Origin of the sequence: Rhizomicrobium sp. (genome assembly GCA_037200985.1) — a bacterium.
In the GTDB taxonomy this organism is placed as follows: domain Bacteria; phylum Pseudomonadota; class Alphaproteobacteria; order Micropepsales; family Micropepsaceae; genus Rhizomicrobium.
The window spans coordinates 2,241,586-2,260,393 of the sequence record JBBCGJ010000001.1; the positions used below are offsets into that span (position 1 = coordinate 2,241,586).

The 18,808-nt window shown below is 67.6% G+C and carries 18 protein-coding genes and 2 tRNA genes; 12 read left to right on the plus strand and 8 right to left on the minus strand.

Annotation, left to right across the window (positions count from 1 at the left end; genetic code table 11):
- The first annotated feature begins 106 nt into the window (after positions 1-106).
- From WDN01_10900 to WDN01_10920, 5 genes are all read left to right on the plus strand, one after another.
- On the plus strand, positions 107-472 hold the full coding sequence (locus WDN01_10900) for a response regulator (protein MEJ0026526.1): 366 nt from the start codon (positions 107-109) through the stop codon (positions 470-472).
- Between the two features lie 333 nt (positions 473-805).
- Entirely contained in the window at positions 806-1,282 is a 477-nt protein-coding gene (locus WDN01_10905) for a DUF1275 family protein (protein ID MEJ0026527.1), read from the plus strand.
- A 55-nt stretch (positions 1,283-1,337) separates the two neighbouring features.
- Complete coding sequence (locus WDN01_10910; GenBank protein MEJ0026528.1) at positions 1,338-1,856, plus strand: FUSC family protein; 519 nt, start codon at positions 1,338-1,340, stop codon at positions 1,854-1,856.
- A gap of 4 nt (positions 1,857-1,860) precedes the next feature.
- Entirely contained in the window at positions 1,861-3,147 is a 1,287-nt protein-coding gene (locus tag WDN01_10915; GenBank protein ID MEJ0026529.1) for an efflux RND transporter periplasmic adaptor subunit, read from the plus strand.
- Positions 3,144-6,269: a multidrug efflux RND transporter permease subunit gene (locus tag WDN01_10920; protein ID MEJ0026530.1), complete on the plus strand. Its 3,126-nt coding sequence runs from the start codon at positions 3,144-3,146 to the stop codon at positions 6,267-6,269. Before WDN01_10915 ends, WDN01_10920 begins: the two co-directional genes overlap by 4 nt.
- Here the strand turns inward: WDN01_10920 and WDN01_10925 are convergent.
- The 4 genes from WDN01_10925 to rlmJ all read right to left on the minus strand — a co-directional run bounded on the left by WDN01_10925 (position 6,266) and on the right by rlmJ (position 8,612).
- Positions 6,266-7,084 (minus strand): ATP-binding protein, encoded by an 819-nt coding sequence (locus WDN01_10925; GenBank protein MEJ0026531.1) that lies wholly within the window; start codon positions 7,082-7,084, stop codon positions 6,266-6,268. The genes WDN01_10920 and WDN01_10925 overlap by 4 nt on opposite strands.
- A gap of 149 nt (positions 7,085-7,233) precedes the next feature.
- A complete protein-coding gene (locus WDN01_10930; GenBank protein ID MEJ0026532.1) occupies positions 7,234-7,446 on the minus strand; it encodes a hypothetical protein in 213 nt (70 codons plus the stop codon).
- Positions 7,447-7,644: 198 nt separating this feature from the next.
- Positions 7,645-7,734, minus strand: a tRNA-Ser gene (locus WDN01_10935).
- Between the two features lie 47 nt (positions 7,735-7,781).
- Entirely contained in the window at positions 7,782-8,612 is an 831-nt protein-coding gene (gene rlmJ, locus WDN01_10940; protein ID MEJ0026533.1) for a 23S rRNA (adenine(2030)-N(6))-methyltransferase RlmJ, read from the minus strand.
- A 67-nt stretch (positions 8,613-8,679) separates the two neighbouring features.
- Here rlmJ and WDN01_10945 point away from each other — a divergent pair, with 67 nt between their 5' ends.
- The gene (locus tag WDN01_10945) at positions 8,680-9,000 is read left to right on the plus strand and encodes a beta/gamma crystallin-related protein (GenBank protein MEJ0026534.1); all 321 of its coding nucleotides are present in this window, start codon (positions 8,680-8,682) and stop codon (positions 8,998-9,000) included.
- Positions 9,001-9,189: 189 nt separating this feature from the next.
- Here WDN01_10945 and WDN01_10950 read toward each other — a convergent pair whose 3' ends face one another.
- A complete protein-coding gene (locus WDN01_10950) occupies positions 9,190-10,563 on the minus strand; it encodes an MFS transporter (protein MEJ0026535.1) in 1,374 nt (457 codons plus the stop codon).
- Between the two features lie 144 nt (positions 10,564-10,707).
- A complete protein-coding gene (locus tag WDN01_10955) occupies positions 10,708-11,640 on the minus strand; it encodes an NAD(P)-dependent oxidoreductase (GenBank protein ID MEJ0026536.1) in 933 nt (310 codons plus the stop codon).
- 61 nt (positions 11,641-11,701) lie between these two features.
- On the opposite strand from WDN01_10955, the gene WDN01_10960 reads away from it, so the two are divergent.
- Positions 11,702-12,469, plus strand: coding sequence for a hypothetical protein (locus WDN01_10960; protein ID MEJ0026537.1), 768 nt, complete (start codon positions 11,702-11,704; stop codon positions 12,467-12,469).
- Here WDN01_10960 and WDN01_10965 read toward each other — a convergent pair.
- Entirely contained in the window at positions 12,445-13,239 is a 795-nt protein-coding gene (locus WDN01_10965; protein MEJ0026538.1) for a hypothetical protein, read from the minus strand. The two genes, WDN01_10960 and WDN01_10965, sit on opposite strands and share 25 nt — an antisense overlap.
- A gap of 241 nt (positions 13,240-13,480) precedes the next feature.
- A tRNA-Leu gene (locus tag WDN01_10970) sits at positions 13,481-13,566 on the minus strand.
- A 138-nt stretch (positions 13,567-13,704) separates the two neighbouring features.
- On the opposite strand from WDN01_10970, the gene WDN01_10975 reads away from it, so the two are divergent.
- From WDN01_10975 to WDN01_10995, 5 genes are all read left to right on the plus strand, one after another.
- Complete coding sequence (locus WDN01_10975; GenBank protein MEJ0026539.1) at positions 13,705-14,340, plus strand: glutathione S-transferase family protein; 636 nt, start codon at positions 13,705-13,707, stop codon at positions 14,338-14,340.
- A 61-nt stretch (positions 14,341-14,401) separates the two neighbouring features.
- Complete coding sequence (gene bioB / locus WDN01_10980; GenBank protein ID MEJ0026540.1) at positions 14,402-15,376, plus strand: biotin synthase BioB; 975 nt, start codon at positions 14,402-14,404, stop codon at positions 15,374-15,376.
- Positions 15,377-15,504: 128 nt separating this feature from the next.
- A complete protein-coding gene (locus WDN01_10985; GenBank protein ID MEJ0026541.1) occupies positions 15,505-15,702 on the plus strand; it encodes a DUF2905 family protein in 198 nt (65 codons plus the stop codon).
- 37 nt (positions 15,703-15,739) lie between these two features.
- A complete protein-coding gene (purH, locus tag WDN01_10990) occupies positions 15,740-17,338 on the plus strand; it encodes a bifunctional phosphoribosylaminoimidazolecarboxamide formyltransferase/IMP cyclohydrolase (GenBank protein MEJ0026542.1) in 1,599 nt (532 codons plus the stop codon).
- Between the two features lie 153 nt (positions 17,339-17,491).
- Positions 17,492-18,805 (plus strand): tetratricopeptide repeat protein, encoded by a 1,314-nt coding sequence (locus tag WDN01_10995; protein MEJ0026543.1) that lies wholly within the window; start codon positions 17,492-17,494, stop codon positions 18,803-18,805.
- Positions 18,806-18,808 lie beyond the last annotated feature (3 nt).

An 18,808-nucleotide genomic window follows, 5' to 3' on the forward strand; every position in this document is an offset into this window, starting at 1 on the left:
AACCTATGTATGAATTGCCCGGCGGCCCCGGGCGCACCAGATTGCACGGGCTCTTGTTGCGTCAACGCATCGCGGGCGCAACGCAAACGGATCGGCAATTCTGACTGTGGTAAGAGCGGTTTCCATCATCGACGACGATCCGGCCGTGCTCGGCGCGACGCGGCGGCTTCTGCGCCTGCGCGGCTTCGCGGTCTCCTCCTTCGCGTCGGCGGAGGCGTTTCTGGAGTCGCCGCAATCCGAAACGACCGAGTGCGTCATCTCGGACATCCGGATGAGCGGCATGAGCGGCGTCGATCTGCAGGCCTGCCTCATGGATCGCGGATACGACCCGCCGTTCATTTTCGTGACCGCGTTTCCCGACGAGGCGACGAAGAAACGCGCGCTCGACGCCGGCGCGGTGGCGTTCCTGGCAAAGCCGTTCGACGGGCAAACCCTGATCGAGACCGTCTGCGAAGCCCTCGCGCGAAAATAGGCACCTACGATGGTTTGGTCGCCCGAGCCCAGCATATGATTGAGCCGCCGCCCGTCATGCTTAGCTTGGTCACGCGCCGGCCGAACGTCCCCTCGTTCGACGGCGTCCCGAGGCCGCCGCGCTCCCCCCTCCCCCGCGGCGGCCTCGACCTTTTCAACGGCGCGCCCGCCGGGTCCGCAGACAAAGGTATGTAGGCCTCAAACCAAGTCGCTAGGTCCCGCACCCCAGGTACGATGGAGGCTCGCGCCGCCCCGCCGCTACCTTGCAGTCGACCGGCCGCGCACCTCGCATGACATGGCGAAATTCGAGGACCGACGCAAAGGGGAGCGCCAGATGACCGACCCGCAACCGCATCGATCCGTTCGCGCCGCGCGGCACGCGCGCGATCCCGCGGAACATGTCGCGGCGGCAATGCTATCGCTGGCCACGATCGCGTTTTTCGCCGGCGGCTGGTTTGCGGGCGCGCTCGGCGCGTCACGCGCGCGCGGGTTCGTGTTCGTCCTGGTCGCGGCCTTGGCGGTCTTCGCCGTCGGGCACGCATTGTCGGGCACGAATGTCGCCCTGTCGGGATTTCCCATGGGTCTGATGAACGCGCTGCTGGGCCGCGCCGGCGCGCCGCCGGCGGGCCTGGCCTTCGCGGCGGGAACGGCGAAGCGCCTGGCGCAACATCTTGCGCTGGCGGCGCGGCGCGCGGCGCGCTCCGATCATCGCGGCGCCCGGATTATGGATGGCGCCAGGATGCTCACGATTCCGTCAGCGATCCTTTCGGCGCTGATCGCGTTCGATCGAAACCCGGCACGCCCGGCTTGAGAGGCCGAACCGCCGAAAACGGATGCACGGAACCGCGCGAGGGCATTGGCGGACGATGAAACAGCTACGGACACCTTCGGTCGGCGCCGTCGCCTATGCGGCGAACATGGCGATCGCATGCCTGCTCAGCTACTGGATCGCGACCTTTGCGTTCCTGAGATTCATCGACGGCACGTCGGACGTGCTGGGCGGCATGTGGGCGGCCGTCGCCGCGGTCTTCGTCTTCCGGCATTCGCGCGACCGCAGCCTTTCGGCCGGCGTCGCGCGCTTCGTGGCGACCTGCGTGAGCTTCGCGCTGTGCCTGCTCTATCTTTGCGTCCTTCCGCCCGGCCCGGTCGGCATGGCGGTGCTGCTCGCCGTCGGCACGATCGTCATGATCGCGCTGGACCGCCGCGACGACATCGCCACCACGGGCATAACCACGGTCGTCGTCATGGTGGTGGCGACGATGAGCACCGGCAACCTGCTGCTCCAGCCCCTGTTGCGCCTGCTCGATACGGTCATCGGCATCGCCGTCGGACTGGGCATCGATTGGGCCGGCCTCGCCCTCATGCACCGACTGGCACGAGTTTGAAACGATGACGACCGAAGATAAATCGCCCGCCGCCTCCGCAACCCCGCTTCGCCGGAAGGCGGCCGACGCCCTGCGCAAGGCGCTGTCGGCGGCCGGACTGAACCCCGCGAGGCCCAACCCGCATGCCGCGCTGCTGAAACAGCCGCGCGGGCGCCTGATCGCGCTTTTCGCGCTTCTCCTCGTCGGATGGGCCGCCTGGTCCTGGCTCGCGGGCGCCGCCGACTCTTCGTCCGCAGGCGAACCCGCGGCCATCCCGGTTTCGATCGCCGTCGCGTCGCGCGCCGACGTCCCCGTCTATCTCGAAGGGCTCGGCACCGTGCAGGCCTTCAACACCATCACCGTGACGACCAGGGTCGACGGCGCGCTGCAGACCGTCAACTTCGTGGAGGGCCAGGACGTCAAGGCCGGCGATGTGCTGGCGCAGATCGATCCGCGCCCCTTCCAGGCGGCGCTGGACCAGGCGACGGCGACCAAAGCCAAGGACCAGGCGCAGCTCGCGGACGCCAACCTCGATCTCGCGCGTTTCGCGAACCTTGCGGCGCAGGACGATATCAGCCGCCAGACCTACGACACCCAGCGCGCGCTCGTGGCCCAGCTCATCGCGCAGGTCGGGGTCGACCAGGCGGCCATCGACGCGGCGGCGGCGAATCTCGACTACACCACGATCAAATCGCCGATCGACGGCCGCACCGGAATCCGCCTCGTCGATGCCGGCAACAACGTGATGGCCGCGGCGAACACCGCCATCGTCGTCGTCACGCAAATCCATCCGATTTCAGTGATCTTCACCCTGCCCGAGGAGGACCTCACCCTTCTGTCGCAGGTCTCCGGCGCCGGTCCGCTGACCGTCGTCGCGCTCTCGCGCGACGAGACGACGGTGCTCGACACCGGAACGGTCGGCGTCGTCGACAACGAGGTCCTCCAGGCCACCGGGACGATACGGATCAAGGCGAACTTCCCGAACGCGAAGAACCGGCTGTGGCCGGGACAGTTCGTCAATGCGCGATTGCTGCTCAAAACGCTGCGCAACGTCGTGACGGTCCCGTCGACCGCGGTGCAGCGCGGAGCCAACGGCTTGTTCGCCTATGTCGTGACGCGCGATTCGACCGTCGAGACACGGCCGGTGAAGCTCAACCGGTTCAACAGCGCGCAGGCGGTGATCGACGCCGGCCTGAAGCCCGGCGAGCGGGTGGTGTCGTCCGGCCAGTACCGGCTGCAGGACGGCGCCCGCGTGCAGGCGGCCGGCGCCGCGGCGCCCGTCCAGACGGCGACCTCGGGGGCCATGCCTTGAGCATCTCCTCCCCCTTCATCGACCGGCCGATCGCGACGTCGCTTTTCATGGCCGCGATCCTGCTCGTGGGCATCGCGGCCTATCCGTTCCTGCCGGTCGCGCCGCTGCCGCAGGTCGACTTTCCGACGATCCAGGTCACGACGCAGCTTCCCGGCGCCAGTCCCGAGACGATCGCCTCGGCGGTGACGCAGCCGCTCGAGCGGCAATTCGGCCAGATCCCCGGCGTCACGCAGATGACGTCGAGCAGCACGCTCGGCAACAGCGCGATCACGATCCAGTTCGACCTGTCGCGCGACATCGACGGCGCCGCGCAGGACGTGCAGACCGCCATCAACGCCGCGGCCGGCCAATTGCCGACCGATCTTCCGGCCCCGCCGACCTATCGCAAGGTCAATCCCGCCGACTCGCCGATCCTGGTGCTTGCCACGACCTCCGACGAGCTGCCGCTGACGCAGGTCGACGACTATACGGAAAACATCCTGGCGCAGCACATCAGCCAGATCTCCGGCGTCGGCCTGGTTTCGATCGGCGGACAGCAGAAGCCGGCCGTCCGCGTCCAGATCGATCCGGCCAAGATCGCCGCGCTCGGCCTCTCGCTCGAGGACCTGCGCACCGTCCTGATCACCGCGACCGCCGACAATCCCAAGGGATCGATCGACGCGGCGACCCGCACCTTCACGATCTACGACAACGACCAGGAGCTGTCGGCCAAGCCCTGGAACGACGTCATCGTCGCCTATGCCAACGGCTCGCCCCTGCGCGTCCGCGACATCGGCCGCGCCGTCGACGGGCCGGAGAACAACAAGCTGGCGGCCTTCTCCAACGGCAAGCCCACGATCCTGCTCGCCGTGTACAAGCTGCCCGGCGCCAACGTGATCGGCACGGTGGATCTGGTGAAGGCGATGCTGCCGCAGCTCCGGGCCGCCATCCCGAGCGCCATCAAGGTCAGCGTCCTCAGCGACCGCACCACGACCATCCGCGCCTCGGTGAAGGACGTCGAGTTCACGCTGGTGCTGACCATCGCCCTCGTCGTGATGGTGATCTTCCTGTTCCTGCGCAATCTCTGGGCGACGGCGATCCCGAGCATCGCGGTGCCGCTCGCGCTCGTCGGCACCTTCGGCGTGATGTACGTCCTCGGCTACAGCCTCGACAACCTGTCCCTGATGGCGCTCACCATCGCCGTCGGCTTCGTGGTCGACGACGCGATCGTCATGCAGGAGAACATCTACCGTCACATCGAGGACGGCCTCACGCCGATGCAGGCGGCCTACAAGGGCGCCGGAGAGATCGGCTTCACCATCCTGTCCATCAGCTTCTCGCTCATCGCCGTCTTCATTCCGCTCCTGCTTATGGGCGGCATCGTCGGCCGCCTGTTCCGCGAATTCGCCGTCACGGTGACGGCGACGATCCTGGTCTCCGCGGCCGTGTCGCTGACGCTGACGCCCATGCTGTGCTCGCGCCTCATGCGCAGCGAACGCGGCGTGACGCACGGACGCCTCTACCTCCTGGCGGAGAAGGGGTTCGACAAGCTGCTCGAGACCTATACTTATTATCTCGACATCGCGCTCGCCCACCGCCGCATCACATTCGCGGTCTTCCTCGCGACCCTCGCGACCACCGCGGTGCTCTTCATCAACATTCCGAAGGGCTTCTTTCCGCAGCAGGACACCGGCCTGATCCTCGGCACGGCGGAAGCGGCGCAGGACGTCTCCTTCGCGAGCATGATCCGCTATGTGCACGCGATCGAAGCCGTCGTCATGAAGGACCCCGCGGTCGCCACGGTCGGCTCCAGCCTGGGCAGCGGCGGCGGCCAGACGCAGAACAATGCGCGCTTCTTCATCACCTTGAAGCCGCGCGACCAGCGGACCGCGTCGGCGGACCAGGTCATCCGCCGGCTTCAGGTCGGCCTTTCGCATGTCGAGGGCGCCGCGCTCTTCATGCAGGTGGCGCAGGACCTCAATGTCGGCGGGCGCATCTCGCGGACGCAGTACCAGTACACGCTGCAGGATCCCGATCTCGGCGAGCTCAACCAATGGGCCCCGATCCTGCTCGACCGGCTGAGCAAGCTTCCCGAGCTGCGCGACGTGGCGAGCGACCAGCAGACCGGCGGCGGCACCCTGACGCTCACCATCGACCGCGACCAGGCGGCGCGTTTCGGCATCCAGCCGCAGATGATCGACGACACGCTCGACGATGCGTTCGGCCAGCGGCAGATCGCGCAGTATTTCACGCAGGTCAACAGCTACCATGTCGTGATGGAAGTCGCGCCCGCATTGCAGACCTCGCCCACCGCGCTCAACCAGATCTATATCCGTTCGAGCACCGGCCAGCAGGTGCCGCTGAGCGCGCTGGCCAAATGGACGACGATTCCCACGACCTTCCTTTCGATCAATCACGACGGGCAGTTTCCCGCCGTCACCCTGTCCTTCAACCTGGCGCCCGGCGTGGCGCTCGGCCAGGCGACGGACGCGATCCGGCGCGCCCAGATGCAGATCGGCGCGCCCAGCGCGCTGGTCGGATCGTTCCAGGGCAACGCGCAGGCCTTCCAGGATTCGCTCGCCACCGAGCCCTATCTGATCGCCGCCGCGCTCGTCGCGGTCTATCTCATCCTGGGCATGCTCTATGAGAGCTACATCCACCCCCTGACCATCCTGTCGACCCTGCCCTCGGCCGGCGTCGGCGCGCTCCTGATGCTCACCCTGTTCGGCTTCGACCTCACGGTCATCGCGATCATCGGCATCATCCTCCTGATCGGGATCGTGAAGAAGAACGGCATCATGATGGTCGATTTCGCCATCGCGGCGCAGCGCGGGGAGCATCTGCCGGCCGAGCAGGCGATCCGCCGCGCCTGCCTGCTGCGTTTCCGCCCGATCCTGATGACGACGACCGCGGCCCTTCTGGGCGCGCTGCCGCTGATGCTCGAACAGGGCACCGGATCGGAGCTGCGCCAGCCGCTCGGCTACACGATGGTCGGCGGTCTCATCCTCAGCCAGCTGCTCACGCTGTTCACGACACCCGTGGTCTATCTCTATCTCGAGCGCCTCAATGCCAGGCTGGGCCGGCCGCGGGCCGGCGCGCTCGCGCAGCCGCCGAGCAATCCCTCGGCGCGCGCGCCCGCCTAGGCGCGCCGTTGGATCTGGGGCAGGTAGAGCCGCACCGTCGTGCCCTTGCCCGGAGAGCTGGCGATGTCCGCCCCGCCGCCGGCGGCGCCCACGAAGGCCCGGACGGTCGCCAGGCCCATGCCGAAACCCTCTCCGGCCGCCTTGGTCGAGAAATACGGATCGAAGGCGCGCGACGCGACCTCCGCGGCCATTCCCGCGCCGGTGTCGCTGGCGGCGACGATGACGTAGTCGCCTCTGGCGAGGCTGGCATGATCGATGGTGAGCTCCGCCTTGAAGGTTTGCAGGACGAAGGCGCCGCCGCCGGGCATTGCGTCGCGCGCATTGATCGCGAGGTTCATCACCGCGTTCTCCAGGTCCTGCGGATCGCACCAGATCTCGAGCGCGCCGTCGGCCAGCGACAGCTCGACCGTGATCCCATGTCCGGTCGCAAGCCGCAGCAGGGGCAGAAGATCGCGCAGCAGCGCGTTGACGTCGACGCGGGACTTCATGGAGGGCCTTGGCCGGCCATAGGCCATCAGGCGCTTGGACAGCGCCGCCGCGCGGTCGATCGCGCGCAGGCCGTCCGCCGTGAGCGCCTTCAATTCCGCGATCCTGCCCGCGTCGATCCTGCGATCGACCATGTTCAGCACGCTCGCGACGCTCTGCAGCAGATTGCCGAAATCGTGGACGATGGCGGGCGCCATCAGGCCGATCGCCGTCAGGCGGCCGTTGCGATCGTTCTGCGGCGAGGGCACCGACGATCCGTCCTGCATGTCCTGCGCAGTCTGGTTTGACGCATCCTGATCGCCCGTCGCCGTCGCGCCCGTCTCGGACATCGCCTACACTCCGTCGCTTTGCGCTTCGATCCTTCGAAAGCACATCACAATCGCGCAAGTGCGGCTTCGGTGTCGCTTATACGATGGGATTAGGACCGGCGGACGCGGCGCTGGCGTCCGATCCGCGAGCGACGATCTGGCGAAGCGGCCTAATGCAGCAGGACGATTGCGAGCTGCGCGGCGATGCCGAGACCCGCGAGCAGATAGTGGGTCATGTCCCGGCCTTTTGCGTCCTGGGACTCGGCGGCCGGCGGCGCCGCGGCGATCTGATAGTAGGCGTGAGTCGGAGCGGCGGCCCCGAGCAATGCATCATGTCCCGGACGGGGGAGGGGCGAACCTGTCCTGGAGATGATCGCGCTCATGGGCCGCCGCTCGTCTTCTCACAACCACGCCGTCGGGGAGGTACGGCGTATCGGTGCAAGGATCATGAGCCGGCGCGCGGCCTCGGCCAATTCACCTTGAGGCTGGCCGCTTAAGACGTTGGTATGGTCGCGGGAACGGCGACGGGCCGGTGCGACGCCGGACATCGTCCAGCCGTGTCAAGCACTTATCGTGCCGGATGGCGGACAGGGTGGGATTCGAACCCACGAACCGCTTGCACGGTCTCCGCATTTCGAGTGCGGTGCCATCAACCACTCGACCACCTGTCCGCGGAACGCGACCAGATACTTAAGACCGGCCGGGAAGGCAAGCGCGCCTATCCGCCCTCCCCCGCCAGCCAGCGGACCTCCGCCCGCGCCCCGTCCGACAGCAGCGGCGCGACGACCGCCAGGTGCGCCGCCATCTCCTCGGCAAAGCCGAAAGGCGGGTTGACGACGATCAGGCCGGACGCCGCCAGCCGGTCCTTCTCGCCCGGCCCGTCCGCTTTCGGACCGAGATCGATATCGATGCGCAGCGCCTTCCTGGCCCCCGTGCTCAGCGCCTCGCCGGCGAAGGCGTTTGCCTGTGCCGGCGATTTGATCGGAAACCACAGAAGATAGATGCCGGTCGCGAACCGCTTCAGGCCGGTGCGCAGCGCCTCGACCTCGGCGGCGAATTCGGCCGCGTCCTCGAAGGGCGGATCGATCAGCACCAGCCCGCGCCGTTCCGGCGGCGGCAGCAGCGCCGCGAGCCGCCCATAGCCGTCGGCCTCTTCCACCCGCACCTGCCTTATGCCCGCGAGCGCCGCCTTGAGCCGCGCGGCATCCTCGGGATGCCTCTCGACGGCGACAAGACGATCCTGCGGCCGCAGCAGCGTCGCCGCGATCAGCGGCGAACCCGGATAGATGTCCCGCCCGCGCGCCAGACCGAGATAGGCGCCGAGCGCACCCTCGCCCTCCAGGCCGGCGAGCCGGCCGATGCCGTTCGCGGCCTCGCCGGTGCGCGTCGCCTCCTCGCCCCGCAGGTCGTAGGCGCCGCGCCCGGCATGGGTATCGATCACCGCGAAAGGCGCATCCTTGCGACGCAGATGCAGCAATATCGCCACCAGCGCCAGATGCTTGACGACATCGGCGAAATTCCCGGCATGGAAGGCGTGGCGGTAGTTCATGCGGCGGCCGGCTGGCTTTGACGGGCTCTTCCTATATCATCGCCGCGATTTTCAAATGGGGACATAGATGCGTAAATCGACACTGACGCTGGCAATCGCCTTGACCGCCGGACTGGCCGCCACACCGGCCGTGGCCAAGCCCTGGATCACGCTCTACAGCGCGCCCAATTATCAGGGCCATTCGATCACCCTCGACCATGCGGTCCGCGACCTCGACCGCCACGATTGGGATTTCGGCGACCGCGCCCAGAGCGCCCAGGTCCATGGCCGCTGGCAGATCTGCGCGGCGAAGAATTTCCAGGGCCCCTGCGTGACGCTGAACCACGATACGCCGCGCCTGAAGGACTACGACATGAACCGCCGCGCGGATTCGGTCCGGCCGTTCTAAGGCGCGGCCGTCTCGGGTTGAATTCCTCCGTCATGACCGCTTGCGCGGGAAACGCGCCACGGCAACTTGCCATGGCCGATTTGGATGCTGCCCGCCGCGCAACGCTAAGCAACCTTGGATTGGGGCGCCCGACTTCCCACCATGTATTCAGGCCCCCGGAGCCGAAAGGCTTTGGGGGCCTTGGCATTTTCATCGCGAAATCTCCTCCAGCGACAGGTCCTTCACCTTCGGGCCGAAGACGCCGATCGCCAGGACCACCACCGCCATGCTCGCGGCGATCAGCCCGAACACCCCGATCACGCCGAAATCCTTGAGCACGAAGGCGATCACGAAGGCGCTGAACACCGTCGACAGCCGGCTCCAGGAATAGACGAAGCCCACCGCCAGGGCGCGGATGCGCGTCGGGTAGAGCTCGGCCTGATAGGCGTGGAACGAGAACGACATGATGTTGTTGGCGAGCGTCACCAACACGCCGAACAGCACCAGTAGCGCCGCCGCGCGCACGCCGGCGAACAGGAGCCCGAACACCGCGACGCAGACCGCCGCGCCGACGATCGCCCATTTGCGCTCGATCCGGTCGGTGAACAGCGCCGCCAGCAGCGGCCCGAAGGGCGCCGCGATGGCGATGAAGAAGGTGTAGCCCAGGCTCTTGGTCACCTCAATGCCCTGCCCGATCAGGAAGCTCGGCACCCAATTGTTGAAGCCGTAGAACCCGACCGTCTGGAACAGATTGAACGCGATCAGCATGAGCGTGCGCGTCAGATAAGGCTTGGCGAAGATCTCGCCGAAATGGCCGCGCGGCACCTCCAGCACCGCCGGCGCGGGTTCCGCCAGCGGCCCGCTCTCGGCGATCGCCTGCGCCTCGAAGCGCTTCACGACCGCATCGGCTTCGGCGAGGCGGCCGCGCCCGGCCAGCCAGCGCGGGCTCTCCGGCACCGACAGGCGGATGAACCACACGACGAGCGCGCCGGCCGAGCCGCACAGCACCACCCAGCGCCAGCCGTCGAGCCCGAACGGCTTCAGCGGCACCAGCAGCCAGGCGAGCAATGCCACCACCGGAATCGCGCTGAACTGCACCACCTGGTTGAAGGCGAAGGCGCGGCCGCGCACCGCCTTGGGCACCAGCTCGGCGATATAGCTGTCGATGGTGACGAGTTCGACGCCGATCCCGATGCCGGCGATGAAGCGCCACAGCAGAAGCCCGGACGCCTCGGTCTGGAACGCCATCGCGGTCGCCGCCGCGGTGTACCAGAGCAGCGAGAAGGTGAAGATCGTGTGCCGCCCGAAGCGGTCGGCGACGAAGCCGAACAGCGCCGTGCCGATGAACAAGCCCATGAAGAAGGCGGCGACGAAAGCGGCGAGCCCGGTCGTGCCGAACAGGCCCGGCGTGGTGGCGCTCAGGATGCCGGCCTTCACCAGCCCCGGCCCGACATAGGCCGACAGGAACATGTCGTAGAACTCGAAGAACCCGCCCAGCGACAGCAGCACCACGCGGGTCCACATCGCGCGGCCCGGCGGCAGCCTTTCGAGACGCGCGGCGATGGTGGCGGCGGATTGAGTCACGAAAGCTCCCCCGAGAGATGGCACCAATCCAAGGTGTCATAGCCCGCGAATGCGGGCTACCCAGGTGACGCCTCTAACGCAGTTTGTCGCCTGGGTCCGCGTTCGTACGCTGTCGCTACGAACCGCGGCGGATGACAAGAGGGATCACGCACTCGTCGTCAGATAGTCCGGCATGCGCCCCGCCTTGAGTTCGTCCAGCGCCGAGCGGAACGACGTCGCGCAGCGAAACCCCATCCGCGCGAAGGCGCGCGCGGGATCGTAGACCCGGTCGATGCGGTCGAACATCGTCCAGCCGAGCCGCGCATAGACCGCCGGATAATCGGGGAAATAGCGCGCCACCACCGAGGGCGCGTCGTGCATCAAGTCCCGGCAATCGGCGCGGCCGAACGGCGGCGTCGCGCAGACGATGAAGGTGTCGAACCCGATCTGCGGCGCCTTCGCCAGCGCCGCGACATGCGCCGCCGCCGCGTCGGCGACGGTCAGGCGGCGGAACAGAAGCTCGTTCGCCTTGGTGTTCGGCCCCGACTGCGCGATCGCATGCGCCATGTCGTCGATCTCGGGAAAGAACCGCGCCGTGCGCAGCACGATCACCGGCAGGCCATGCAGTTCATGCGTCAGCCGGCACAGATGCTCCGCCGCGAGCTTGGTCACGCCATAGATGTTGCGCGGCATCGGATGGAAATCTTCCGTCAGCCACGCGGCCGCGTCCGCCCTCTGCTCGCGGATTTCGCGGCTCACCATCAGCGATGTCGTGGAGGTGAACACGAAGCGCGACACGCCCTGCGCCGCCGCCTCTTCCAGCAGGTTGAACGTGCCGCGCACATTGACGTCGAGGAAGTCCTCCCGCGCATGCGTCTCGATGTTCGGCTTGTGCAGCGCGCCGGAATGCACGATGGCATCGACGCGGTGATCGCCGACGACTTGGCGCACCAGGGCGCGGTCGGCGATGCTGCCGACGACGTCCGTCGTCGCGGCCGGCTGGGGATCGAGCCCCACCACCGCATGGCCGTCCGCCTTCAGCCGCGGCACCAGTGTGGTGCCCAGCCAGCCCGACGATCCTGTCACGAGAATCCGCATGCCGGTTGTTTAGCATTCCGGCGCGCTCCCTGTGGAGCGGCGCTCATGGCATAGTCGACCCATGGCAGACGCATTTCCGTTGAGCGAGGACCTCCGCCGCCTGTCGGCGCCGGCGCGGGCGGACGGCACGCCCTATGTCGTCGGCATCGCGGGCAGCGTCGCCGTCGGCAAGAGCACCTTCGCGGCCGGCCTCGCGCGCGCCGCCGCCGGATGGCCGGAACGGCCGCGGATCGAGGCCATCGCCACCGACGGCTTTCTCTTTTCCAACGCGGTGCTGGCCGAACGCGGTCTTTCGATGCGCAAGGGCTTTCCCGAATCCTACGACGTGGACGCGATGCGCGAAGCGGTGGCGGCGGTGAAGGCCGGCGCGCGCACGCCCCTGCCCCGCTATTCGCATATCACCTACGATGTCGATCCGGCCGACCCGCTCATCGTCGAACGGCCGTCCCTCCTCATCCTAGACGGCCTGCACCTGGCGCAGATCGAACGGCCCGGCGCGCCGCGCCTGATCGACCGCCTGATCTATCTCGACGCGGAGGAGGAGGTGATCGCACGCTGGTTCACGGCGCGCCTGCTGCCGCTGATGGTCGCCGGACGCGCGGATCCCGCGTCCTTCTATTACCGCTTCCGCGACTGGGGCGACGCGCAGCGCGCCGCCTTCGCCGGACGGGTGTGGGAGGGCATCAACCTGCCCAATCTGCGCGAGCATATCGTGAAGGACCGTGCCGCGGCCGATGTGATCGTGACCAAGGCCGCGGACCATTCCGTCGCGTCGGTGACGCAGCGGCCCGTCGGCGATCCCGTCTACCGGACCGGTCCGTCCGCATAGAGCAGATCGCGGATGTCGTCCGGCGTCGCATGTGCCGCCAGTGCCGGGCGGCCGATCGCCTGGCCGGCCGCGAAGCGCACGCCCGCCGCGCGCACGGTCTCGAATTCGGCGGCGCTGTCGACCCGGTCCATGCAGGCGAGCGCGGCTTGCAGCGTCGCCTGCCGCGCCAGCCAGCGCGCCTCGGTCTGCATGCCGTGGAACGGCAGCTTCGGCGGCATCGACATCACCAGGCCGGAGGCATGCAGGGGCTCATGCCCGCCCGACAGGATGCTGCTGCCCGGCAGATGGGCCCAGGTTCGCGGCGCCACCAGGCGCAGCGAGGCGACGAGCTCGCCGATCCGCTTGGCCGTGGCCCGTGCGGGAATGTCCTCGATCTTGATGACGAGATAGGATTGTTCGCGCGCATGGGCCGCGCGCAGCGCCTCGCGATAGGCGATGCGCCCGCGCGGATCGGAGAGCGTCGCAAAGCCGACCGAGGCGCCGACCGCGACGACGATGCCGTGCCGCGCCAGCGTGGCCGCGAAGTCCAGCGCATGGTTCAGGATCGCGCAGTCGATCTGCGCCCATTGCGCGGGCGAGAAGTCCTGGAAGGCGGGATGGCCGTGGATCGCCTCGGCCGCGTCGCTGGTCGGCGTACAGAACAGCGCCGCAACCGCATGGCGCTGGAAGTCGAACACCGGAAAGAAGCGCAGCAGAAGGCCGTGCTGCGGCAGCGCGCCAGTCGCGGCCAGCGCGTCGCGCAGACCGCTCGCGAGCCCGGGCGGGAACATGCACGGCACATCCTGTCGTTCAGATGCGAGAAACGCCACGAGCCGGCCCTATCATTGGTGCAAGAGGACTACGCGCGGTCCGCGGATTCGTCTAAATGTCGGCGCAAACAATCTGCCAACTGGGTTAGCGAACGGTTACCGGGCGGGAACTCGCCCAGCGCCGCGGCGATGCGCGCGGAACAACAAGCGGGCGAAAATTCCGGGTTGGCGGGCGGCGGAATTTTCGCCCGCCAAAAGAGATTGGTGCCCCTGGCCGGACTTGAACCAGCACGCCTGTGAAGGCAACAGATTTTGAGTCTGCCGCGTCTACCGTTCCGCCACAGGGGCACGCAAAACATCGGGAAGGCGCGGGAATATAGTCGACCCTGTCGGGGCGTCAACGCTCGCGCGCCCGGACGTCCGCCTTGCCGCCGCGACCGCCGTCCCCCTAGGCTGGCGACGCGCAATTCGAGGGGCCGCCGCCGCATGAAGCTCTACACCGAGAACTATCCCGCGCCCAATCCGCGCAAGGTGCACATCTACCTCGCCGAGAAGGGGATCGCGAGCGTCGAGCGCGTCCACACCAGCATGATGAAGCGCATGCACAAGGCGCCCGATTTCCTCGCCAAGAATTCGCTCGGCCAGGTGCCGGTGCTGGAGACCGATGACGGCCGCTTCCTCTCGGAGTCCGTCGCCATCTGCCGCTATTTCGAGGCGCTGCATCCCACCCCGCCCTTGTTCGGCCGTTCGCCCTTCGAGATGGCGGAAGTCGAAATGTGGATCCGCCGCAGCGAATTCCGTCTCTGGACGCCGATGGGCCAGGTCTGGATCAACGACGATCCGCGCACCGCCGGCGTCAATCCGAACCAGTTCAAGGACTACGGCGCCCACATGCGCCGCATCGTGGCAGGCGCCATGAAATGGATCGACAAGGAGCTCTCCGGCGGCGGCCAATTTCTCGTCGGCGATTACTTTTCCATGGCCGACATCGTGCTTCTCTGCGGCATCGACTTCGCGAAATTCGTCGACATGGCGATCCCGGAGAACTGCGCCCATCTCGCCGCCTGGCACGCGCGCGTCTCGGCCCGGCCGAGCGCGCGGGCGAACGGCGTCGCCGCGTAAGCTTGTGCGGCGGCGGCAACGACGCTAAGGCGTGGTCCGCCCTTTCGCGACAGGTGTCCCGATGAACGCTCCCACCCCCGAACTCCGCGACGGCGCCCTGCGCCACGACTGGACCCGCGCGGAGATCGGCCGGCTGTTCGCCCTGCCCTTCGCCGACCTGATCTTCCGCGCCCAGGCCGTGCACCGGCAGAATTTCGATGCCAACGAGGTCCAGGTCTCCACCCTGCTGTCGATCAAGACCGGCGGCTGCCCGGAGGATTGCGGCTATTGCTCGCAAAGCGCCAGCCACGAGACCGGCCTCAAGGCCTCCAAGCTGATGGCGGTCGACGCCGTGCTTGCCGACGCGCGCGCCGCCAAGGCCGCCGGCGCGACGCGCTTCTGCATGGGCGCCGCCTGGCGCTCGCCCAAGGACAAGGACCTCGACGCGGTGTGCGCCATGGTCGAGGGCGTCAAGGCGCTGGGGATGGAAACCTGCGTCACGCTCGGCATGCTGACGGGCCCGCAGGCCGCACGGCTGAAGGGCGCCGGGCTCGACTATTACAACCACAACATCGACACCTCGCCGGAATATTACAGCGAGATCATCACGACACGGACCTTCGCGGACCGGCTGGACACGCTCGCCCATGTGCGCGAGGCCGGCATCCATGTGTGCTGCGGGGGCATCGTCGGCATGGGCGAGGATGCGCAGGACCGCGTCGGCATGATCCATGCGCTCGCCACCCTGCCCGTCCATCCCGAGAGCGTGCCGATCAACGGCCTCGTGAAGATCGCCGGCACGAAGCTCGGCGACAGCGCCGCGCTCGATCCGATCGATTTCGTGCGCACCATCGCGGTGGCGCGCCTGACCATGCCGCGCTCCATGGTGCGGCTCTCGGCCGGCCGCGGCGAGCTCAGCGACGAGGCGCAGGCGCTCTGCTTCCTCGCCGGCGCCAATTCGATCTTCTACGGCGAAAAGCTGCTGACCACGCCCAATCCGGAAGAAAGCCACGACCACAAGCTGTTCGCCAAGCTGGGTGTAACGGCGATGGTGTAACCTCTCCCGCTTGCGGGAGAGGTCGAAAAATGCGCAGCATTTTTCGGGTGAGGGGAATGTGGCGAGCCCTCGCCCGTCTCGCTTCGCTCGCCGACCTCTCCCGCAAGCGGGAGAGGTGAGGAGGCCCCATGCGCTGGCTGATCTATCTCGGCATTCTCATCGTCGGCACGCTGATCTTCAGTCAGGTCATCGCCATGATGGACCTCGAACCCCTGCCCGGCGACATCCTCTACGACCGCGGGAACCTGCATATCCACATCCCGATCCTCTATTCGCTGGGGACAAGCATCGTCCTGGCACTTCTCTTTTGGTTTCTGCGGCGGTAAGCCCTCCCGCAGCCCTGCCCGGCCCCCGAGTCTTCCCATGACGCTCCGCCCCATCCGCCGCGCGATCCTTTCGGTATTCGACAAGGCCGGCCTGGTCGAATTCGCCCGCGGCCTCGACCGCCACGGCGTTTCGCTCATCTCCACCGGCGGATCGGCCAAGGCGCTGCGCGACGCCGGCCTCGCCGTCGCCGACATCTCCGAAGTGACCGGCTTTCCCGAGATGATGGACGGCCGCGTCAAGACGCTGCACCCCAAGGTGCATGGCGGCCTGCTGTCGCTGCGGGACAAGCCCGATCACGCCGCGGCGATGACGGAGCACGCCATCGAAGGCATCGATCTTCTCGTCTCCAATCTCTACCCGTTCGAGGCGACGGTCGCGAAGGGCGCGTCCTTCGAGGACACGATCGAGCAGATCGACATCGGCGGCCCGGCGATGACGCGCTCGGCGGCGAAGAACCACGACTGGGTGACGGTCGTCGTGGATCCCGAAGATTACGCCGCCGTGCTCGGCGAGATGGACGCGAACAACGGCGCGGTGTCGGGCGGCCTGCGCCGCCGCCTCGCCCAGATCGCCTTCGCGCGCACCGCCGCCTATGACGCGGCGGTCTCCAACTGGTTCGCGAACGAACTCGCGAGGGGGGGCGACAAATCCCCGCCGCGCCGCCGCAGCTTCGCCGGCACGCTGCGCCAGCCCCTGCGCTACGGCGAGAACCCCCACCAGGAGGCGGCGTTCTACGTCACCGGCGATCCGCGCCCAGGCGTCGCCTCCGCGACCCAGCTCCAGGGCAAGGAGCTCTCCTACAACAACATCAACGACACCGACGCGGCCTATGAGCTCGTCGCCGAGTTCGCGCCCGAGGCGTCGGCGGCCTGCGCCATCATCAAGCACGCCAATCCCTGCGGCGTCGCGCTCGCGCCGACGCTCGCCGAGGCGTACCGGCGCGCGCTGGCCTGCGATCCGGTCAGCGCCTTCGGTGGCGTCCTCGCCTTCAACCGCGCGCTCGACGGCGAAACCGCGGAGGAGATCGCCAAGCTCTTCACCGAAGTGATCATCGCGCCCGAGGCCGACGCGGATGCGCGCAAGATTCTCGGCGCGAAAAAGAACCTCCGCCTGCTGATCGCCGGCGGCCTGCCCGATCCCGACAGCGCCGGCCTCACCTTCCGCTCGGTCTCCGGCGGCTTCCTCGTGCAGACGCGCGACAACGGCCGCGTCGGGCGCGAGCAGTTGAAGGTCGTCACCAAGCGCCAGCCGACCGAACGGGAAATCACCGACATGCTGCTCGCCTTCACCATCGGCAAGCATGTGAAGTCCAATGCGGTCGTCTATGTGAAGGACGGCGTCACCGCCGCGATCGGCGCCGGCCAGATGTCCAGGGTCGATTCCGCGCGCATCGCCGCGATCAAGGCGCGAGACGCGGCAAAGCAGGCGGGTTGGCCCGAGCCGATGACGAAAGGCTCCTCGGCCGCGTCGGAAGCGTTCTTCCCGTTTCCCGACGGATTGCTCGCCGTCGCCGAGGCGGGTGCCACGGCGGTGATTCAACCGGGCGGCTCGATCGGTGATCAAAAAGTAGTCGATGCTGCCGACGAAGCGGGCCTTGCCATGGTTTTCACGGGAATGCGCCACTTTCGGCACTGAGCGATTCGCGTTAACCGTAAAATATTCACAGCCCGAGGAACAAAAGTTGCAACCGGCGCTCTGTCGGAGCGTTCCAGTTAACGATAAGCTGTTCCCGTATCAAAACTATCAGCCATTCGTTGGGTCTTACGGTCGGGGGATATGGCCGTGTCAATGTCAGGCGTCCGCCGCGCGATTTGTCGTGCGGCCCTAGCGGTATTTCTCGCCGCGGGCATCGCGCCCGCCGCCCTTGCCGCCGACTATGCGGACGGCAATTACGCGTTCAATCACATCAGCCTGGAAGCTGCGGTGAAGGTCTGGCGCCAGGCTGCCTGGCAGTTCGACGATTTCCTCGCACAGGTCCGGCTCGGCGACGTCTATTCGAATTCCTCCGACAGCCGCTACTACGATCCGGTCGAGGCGTATGTCTGGTACTACCTCGCGAGCAAGAACCGCATGGGCCGCGGCCGCATGTGGGACGACGAAGTGGCCGACGTGGTCCGCGGCCGCCGCGGCATCGCGATCGCCAAGCAGCAGGAGCTCCTCCTCGAACTGTCGACCGACCAGCGCACCGAAGCGCGCGAGCGCATCACCTATATCCTCTCCTGCCACGGCGCCAACGGATACCTGCTGCTCGGCCGCATCAGCGAAACGCCGCATGCCCGCGACGACGACGAGGACGACGACTATGGCCGCCGCTATAACCGGCGCGGCGACAGGCGGGGCTACCGCCCGCCGGCCTATGGCCCCCCGCCCTCGGTGATGTCGCCCAACGATTCCGACGCGCTGGTCTATTTCCACATCGCCGACGCGATGGGCAATCCCCTGGGCCGCGGCTATCTCAACACCGTCGAAAGCTCGCTGCGCGGCAGCTATTTCGGCGCCCGCCTTGTCGAGAAGCAGGCCAAGGCCTTCCACTACTGGTTTCCGCCCTTCGAGTTCTATCCGACCGGCACCTCGGCCGGCGGCGTGCCGCTGACCGACGAATGCGTGCCGACGCTGGAGCGCCAGCGCGCCCTCGCCATGGCCGCCGCGATCCCGGCGGAGGCGGTGCGCCACGCGCTCTTCTTCCTCGGCTGGAAGGGCCCGCAGGCCGTCATCCAGTACCAGGCCTCGATCCCCGACGAGTCGACCGGCCGGCTCACCGCCGGCCAGCTCGTGCGGGCCATTCAGACCGCGGCGGTGAACGGCGACGCCGCCTCGCAGAACACCCTGGGCGTGATGTACGCCAAGGGGCTGGGCGTGGTGACGAACTACGCGCGCGCCGAGTACTGGTTCGCCAAGGCCGCCGACCAGCGCTTCCCGGCGGCGCTTTATCACCTGGGCGTGCTCTACAAGGTCGGCCCGCCCGGCATCGATCAGGACCTGCACAAATCCAACGACTACATCACGAGTTCGGCCATCGCCGGCTTCCGGCCGACGATGAACCAGCTCGGCTCGCTCCTGAATGCCGCGGCGAACGAGCCGTCGCATCCCGGCCAGAATTGAAAG

Bases quoted from the DNA above. Each gene is read 5' to 3' on its own strand.
- WDN01_10945 (MEJ0026534.1), top strand. From the start codon at position 8,680: ATGCGTAAATCGACACTGACGCTGGCAATCGCCTTGACCGCCGGACTG.
- WDN01_10995 (MEJ0026543.1), top strand. From the start codon at position 17,492: ATGTCAGGCGTCCGCCGCGCGATTTGTCGTGCGGCCCTAGCGGTATTT.
- WDN01_10965 (MEJ0026538.1), bottom strand. From the start codon at position 13,239: ATGTTCCCGCCCGGGCTCGCGAGCGGTCTGCGCGACGCGCTGGCCGCG.
- WDN01_10925 (MEJ0026531.1), bottom strand. From the start codon at position 7,084: ATGTCCGAGACGGGCGCGACGGCGACGGGCGATCAGGATGCGTCAAAC.
- WDN01_10960 (MEJ0026537.1), top strand. From the start codon at position 11,702: ATGGCAGACGCATTTCCGTTGAGCGAGGACCTCCGCCGCCTGTCGGCG.
- WDN01_10910 (MEJ0026528.1), top strand. From the start codon at position 1,338: ATGAAACAGCTACGGACACCTTCGGTCGGCGCCGTCGCCTATGCGGCG.
- rlmJ (MEJ0026533.1), bottom strand. From the start codon at position 8,612: ATGAACTACCGCCACGCCTTCCATGCCGGGAATTTCGCCGATGTCGTC.
- WDN01_10975 (MEJ0026539.1), top strand. From the start codon at position 13,705: ATGAAGCTCTACACCGAGAACTATCCCGCGCCCAATCCGCGCAAGGTG.
- WDN01_10985 (MEJ0026541.1), top strand. From the start codon at position 15,505: ATGCGCTGGCTGATCTATCTCGGCATTCTCATCGTCGGCACGCTGATC.
- bioB (MEJ0026540.1), top strand. From the start codon at position 14,402: ATGAACGCTCCCACCCCCGAACTCCGCGACGGCGCCCTGCGCCACGAC.
- WDN01_10955 (MEJ0026536.1), bottom strand. From the start codon at position 11,640: ATGCGGATTCTCGTGACAGGATCGTCGGGCTGGCTGGGCACCACACTG.
- purH (MEJ0026542.1), top strand. From the start codon at position 15,740: ATGACGCTCCGCCCCATCCGCCGCGCGATCCTTTCGGTATTCGACAAG.
- WDN01_10915 (MEJ0026529.1), top strand. From the start codon at position 1,861: ATGACGACCGAAGATAAATCGCCCGCCGCCTCCGCAACCCCGCTTCGC.
- WDN01_10930 (MEJ0026532.1), bottom strand. From the start codon at position 7,446: ATGAGCGCGATCATCTCCAGGACAGGTTCGCCCCTCCCCCGTCCGGGA.
- WDN01_10905 (MEJ0026527.1), top strand. From the start codon at position 806: ATGACCGACCCGCAACCGCATCGATCCGTTCGCGCCGCGCGGCACGCG.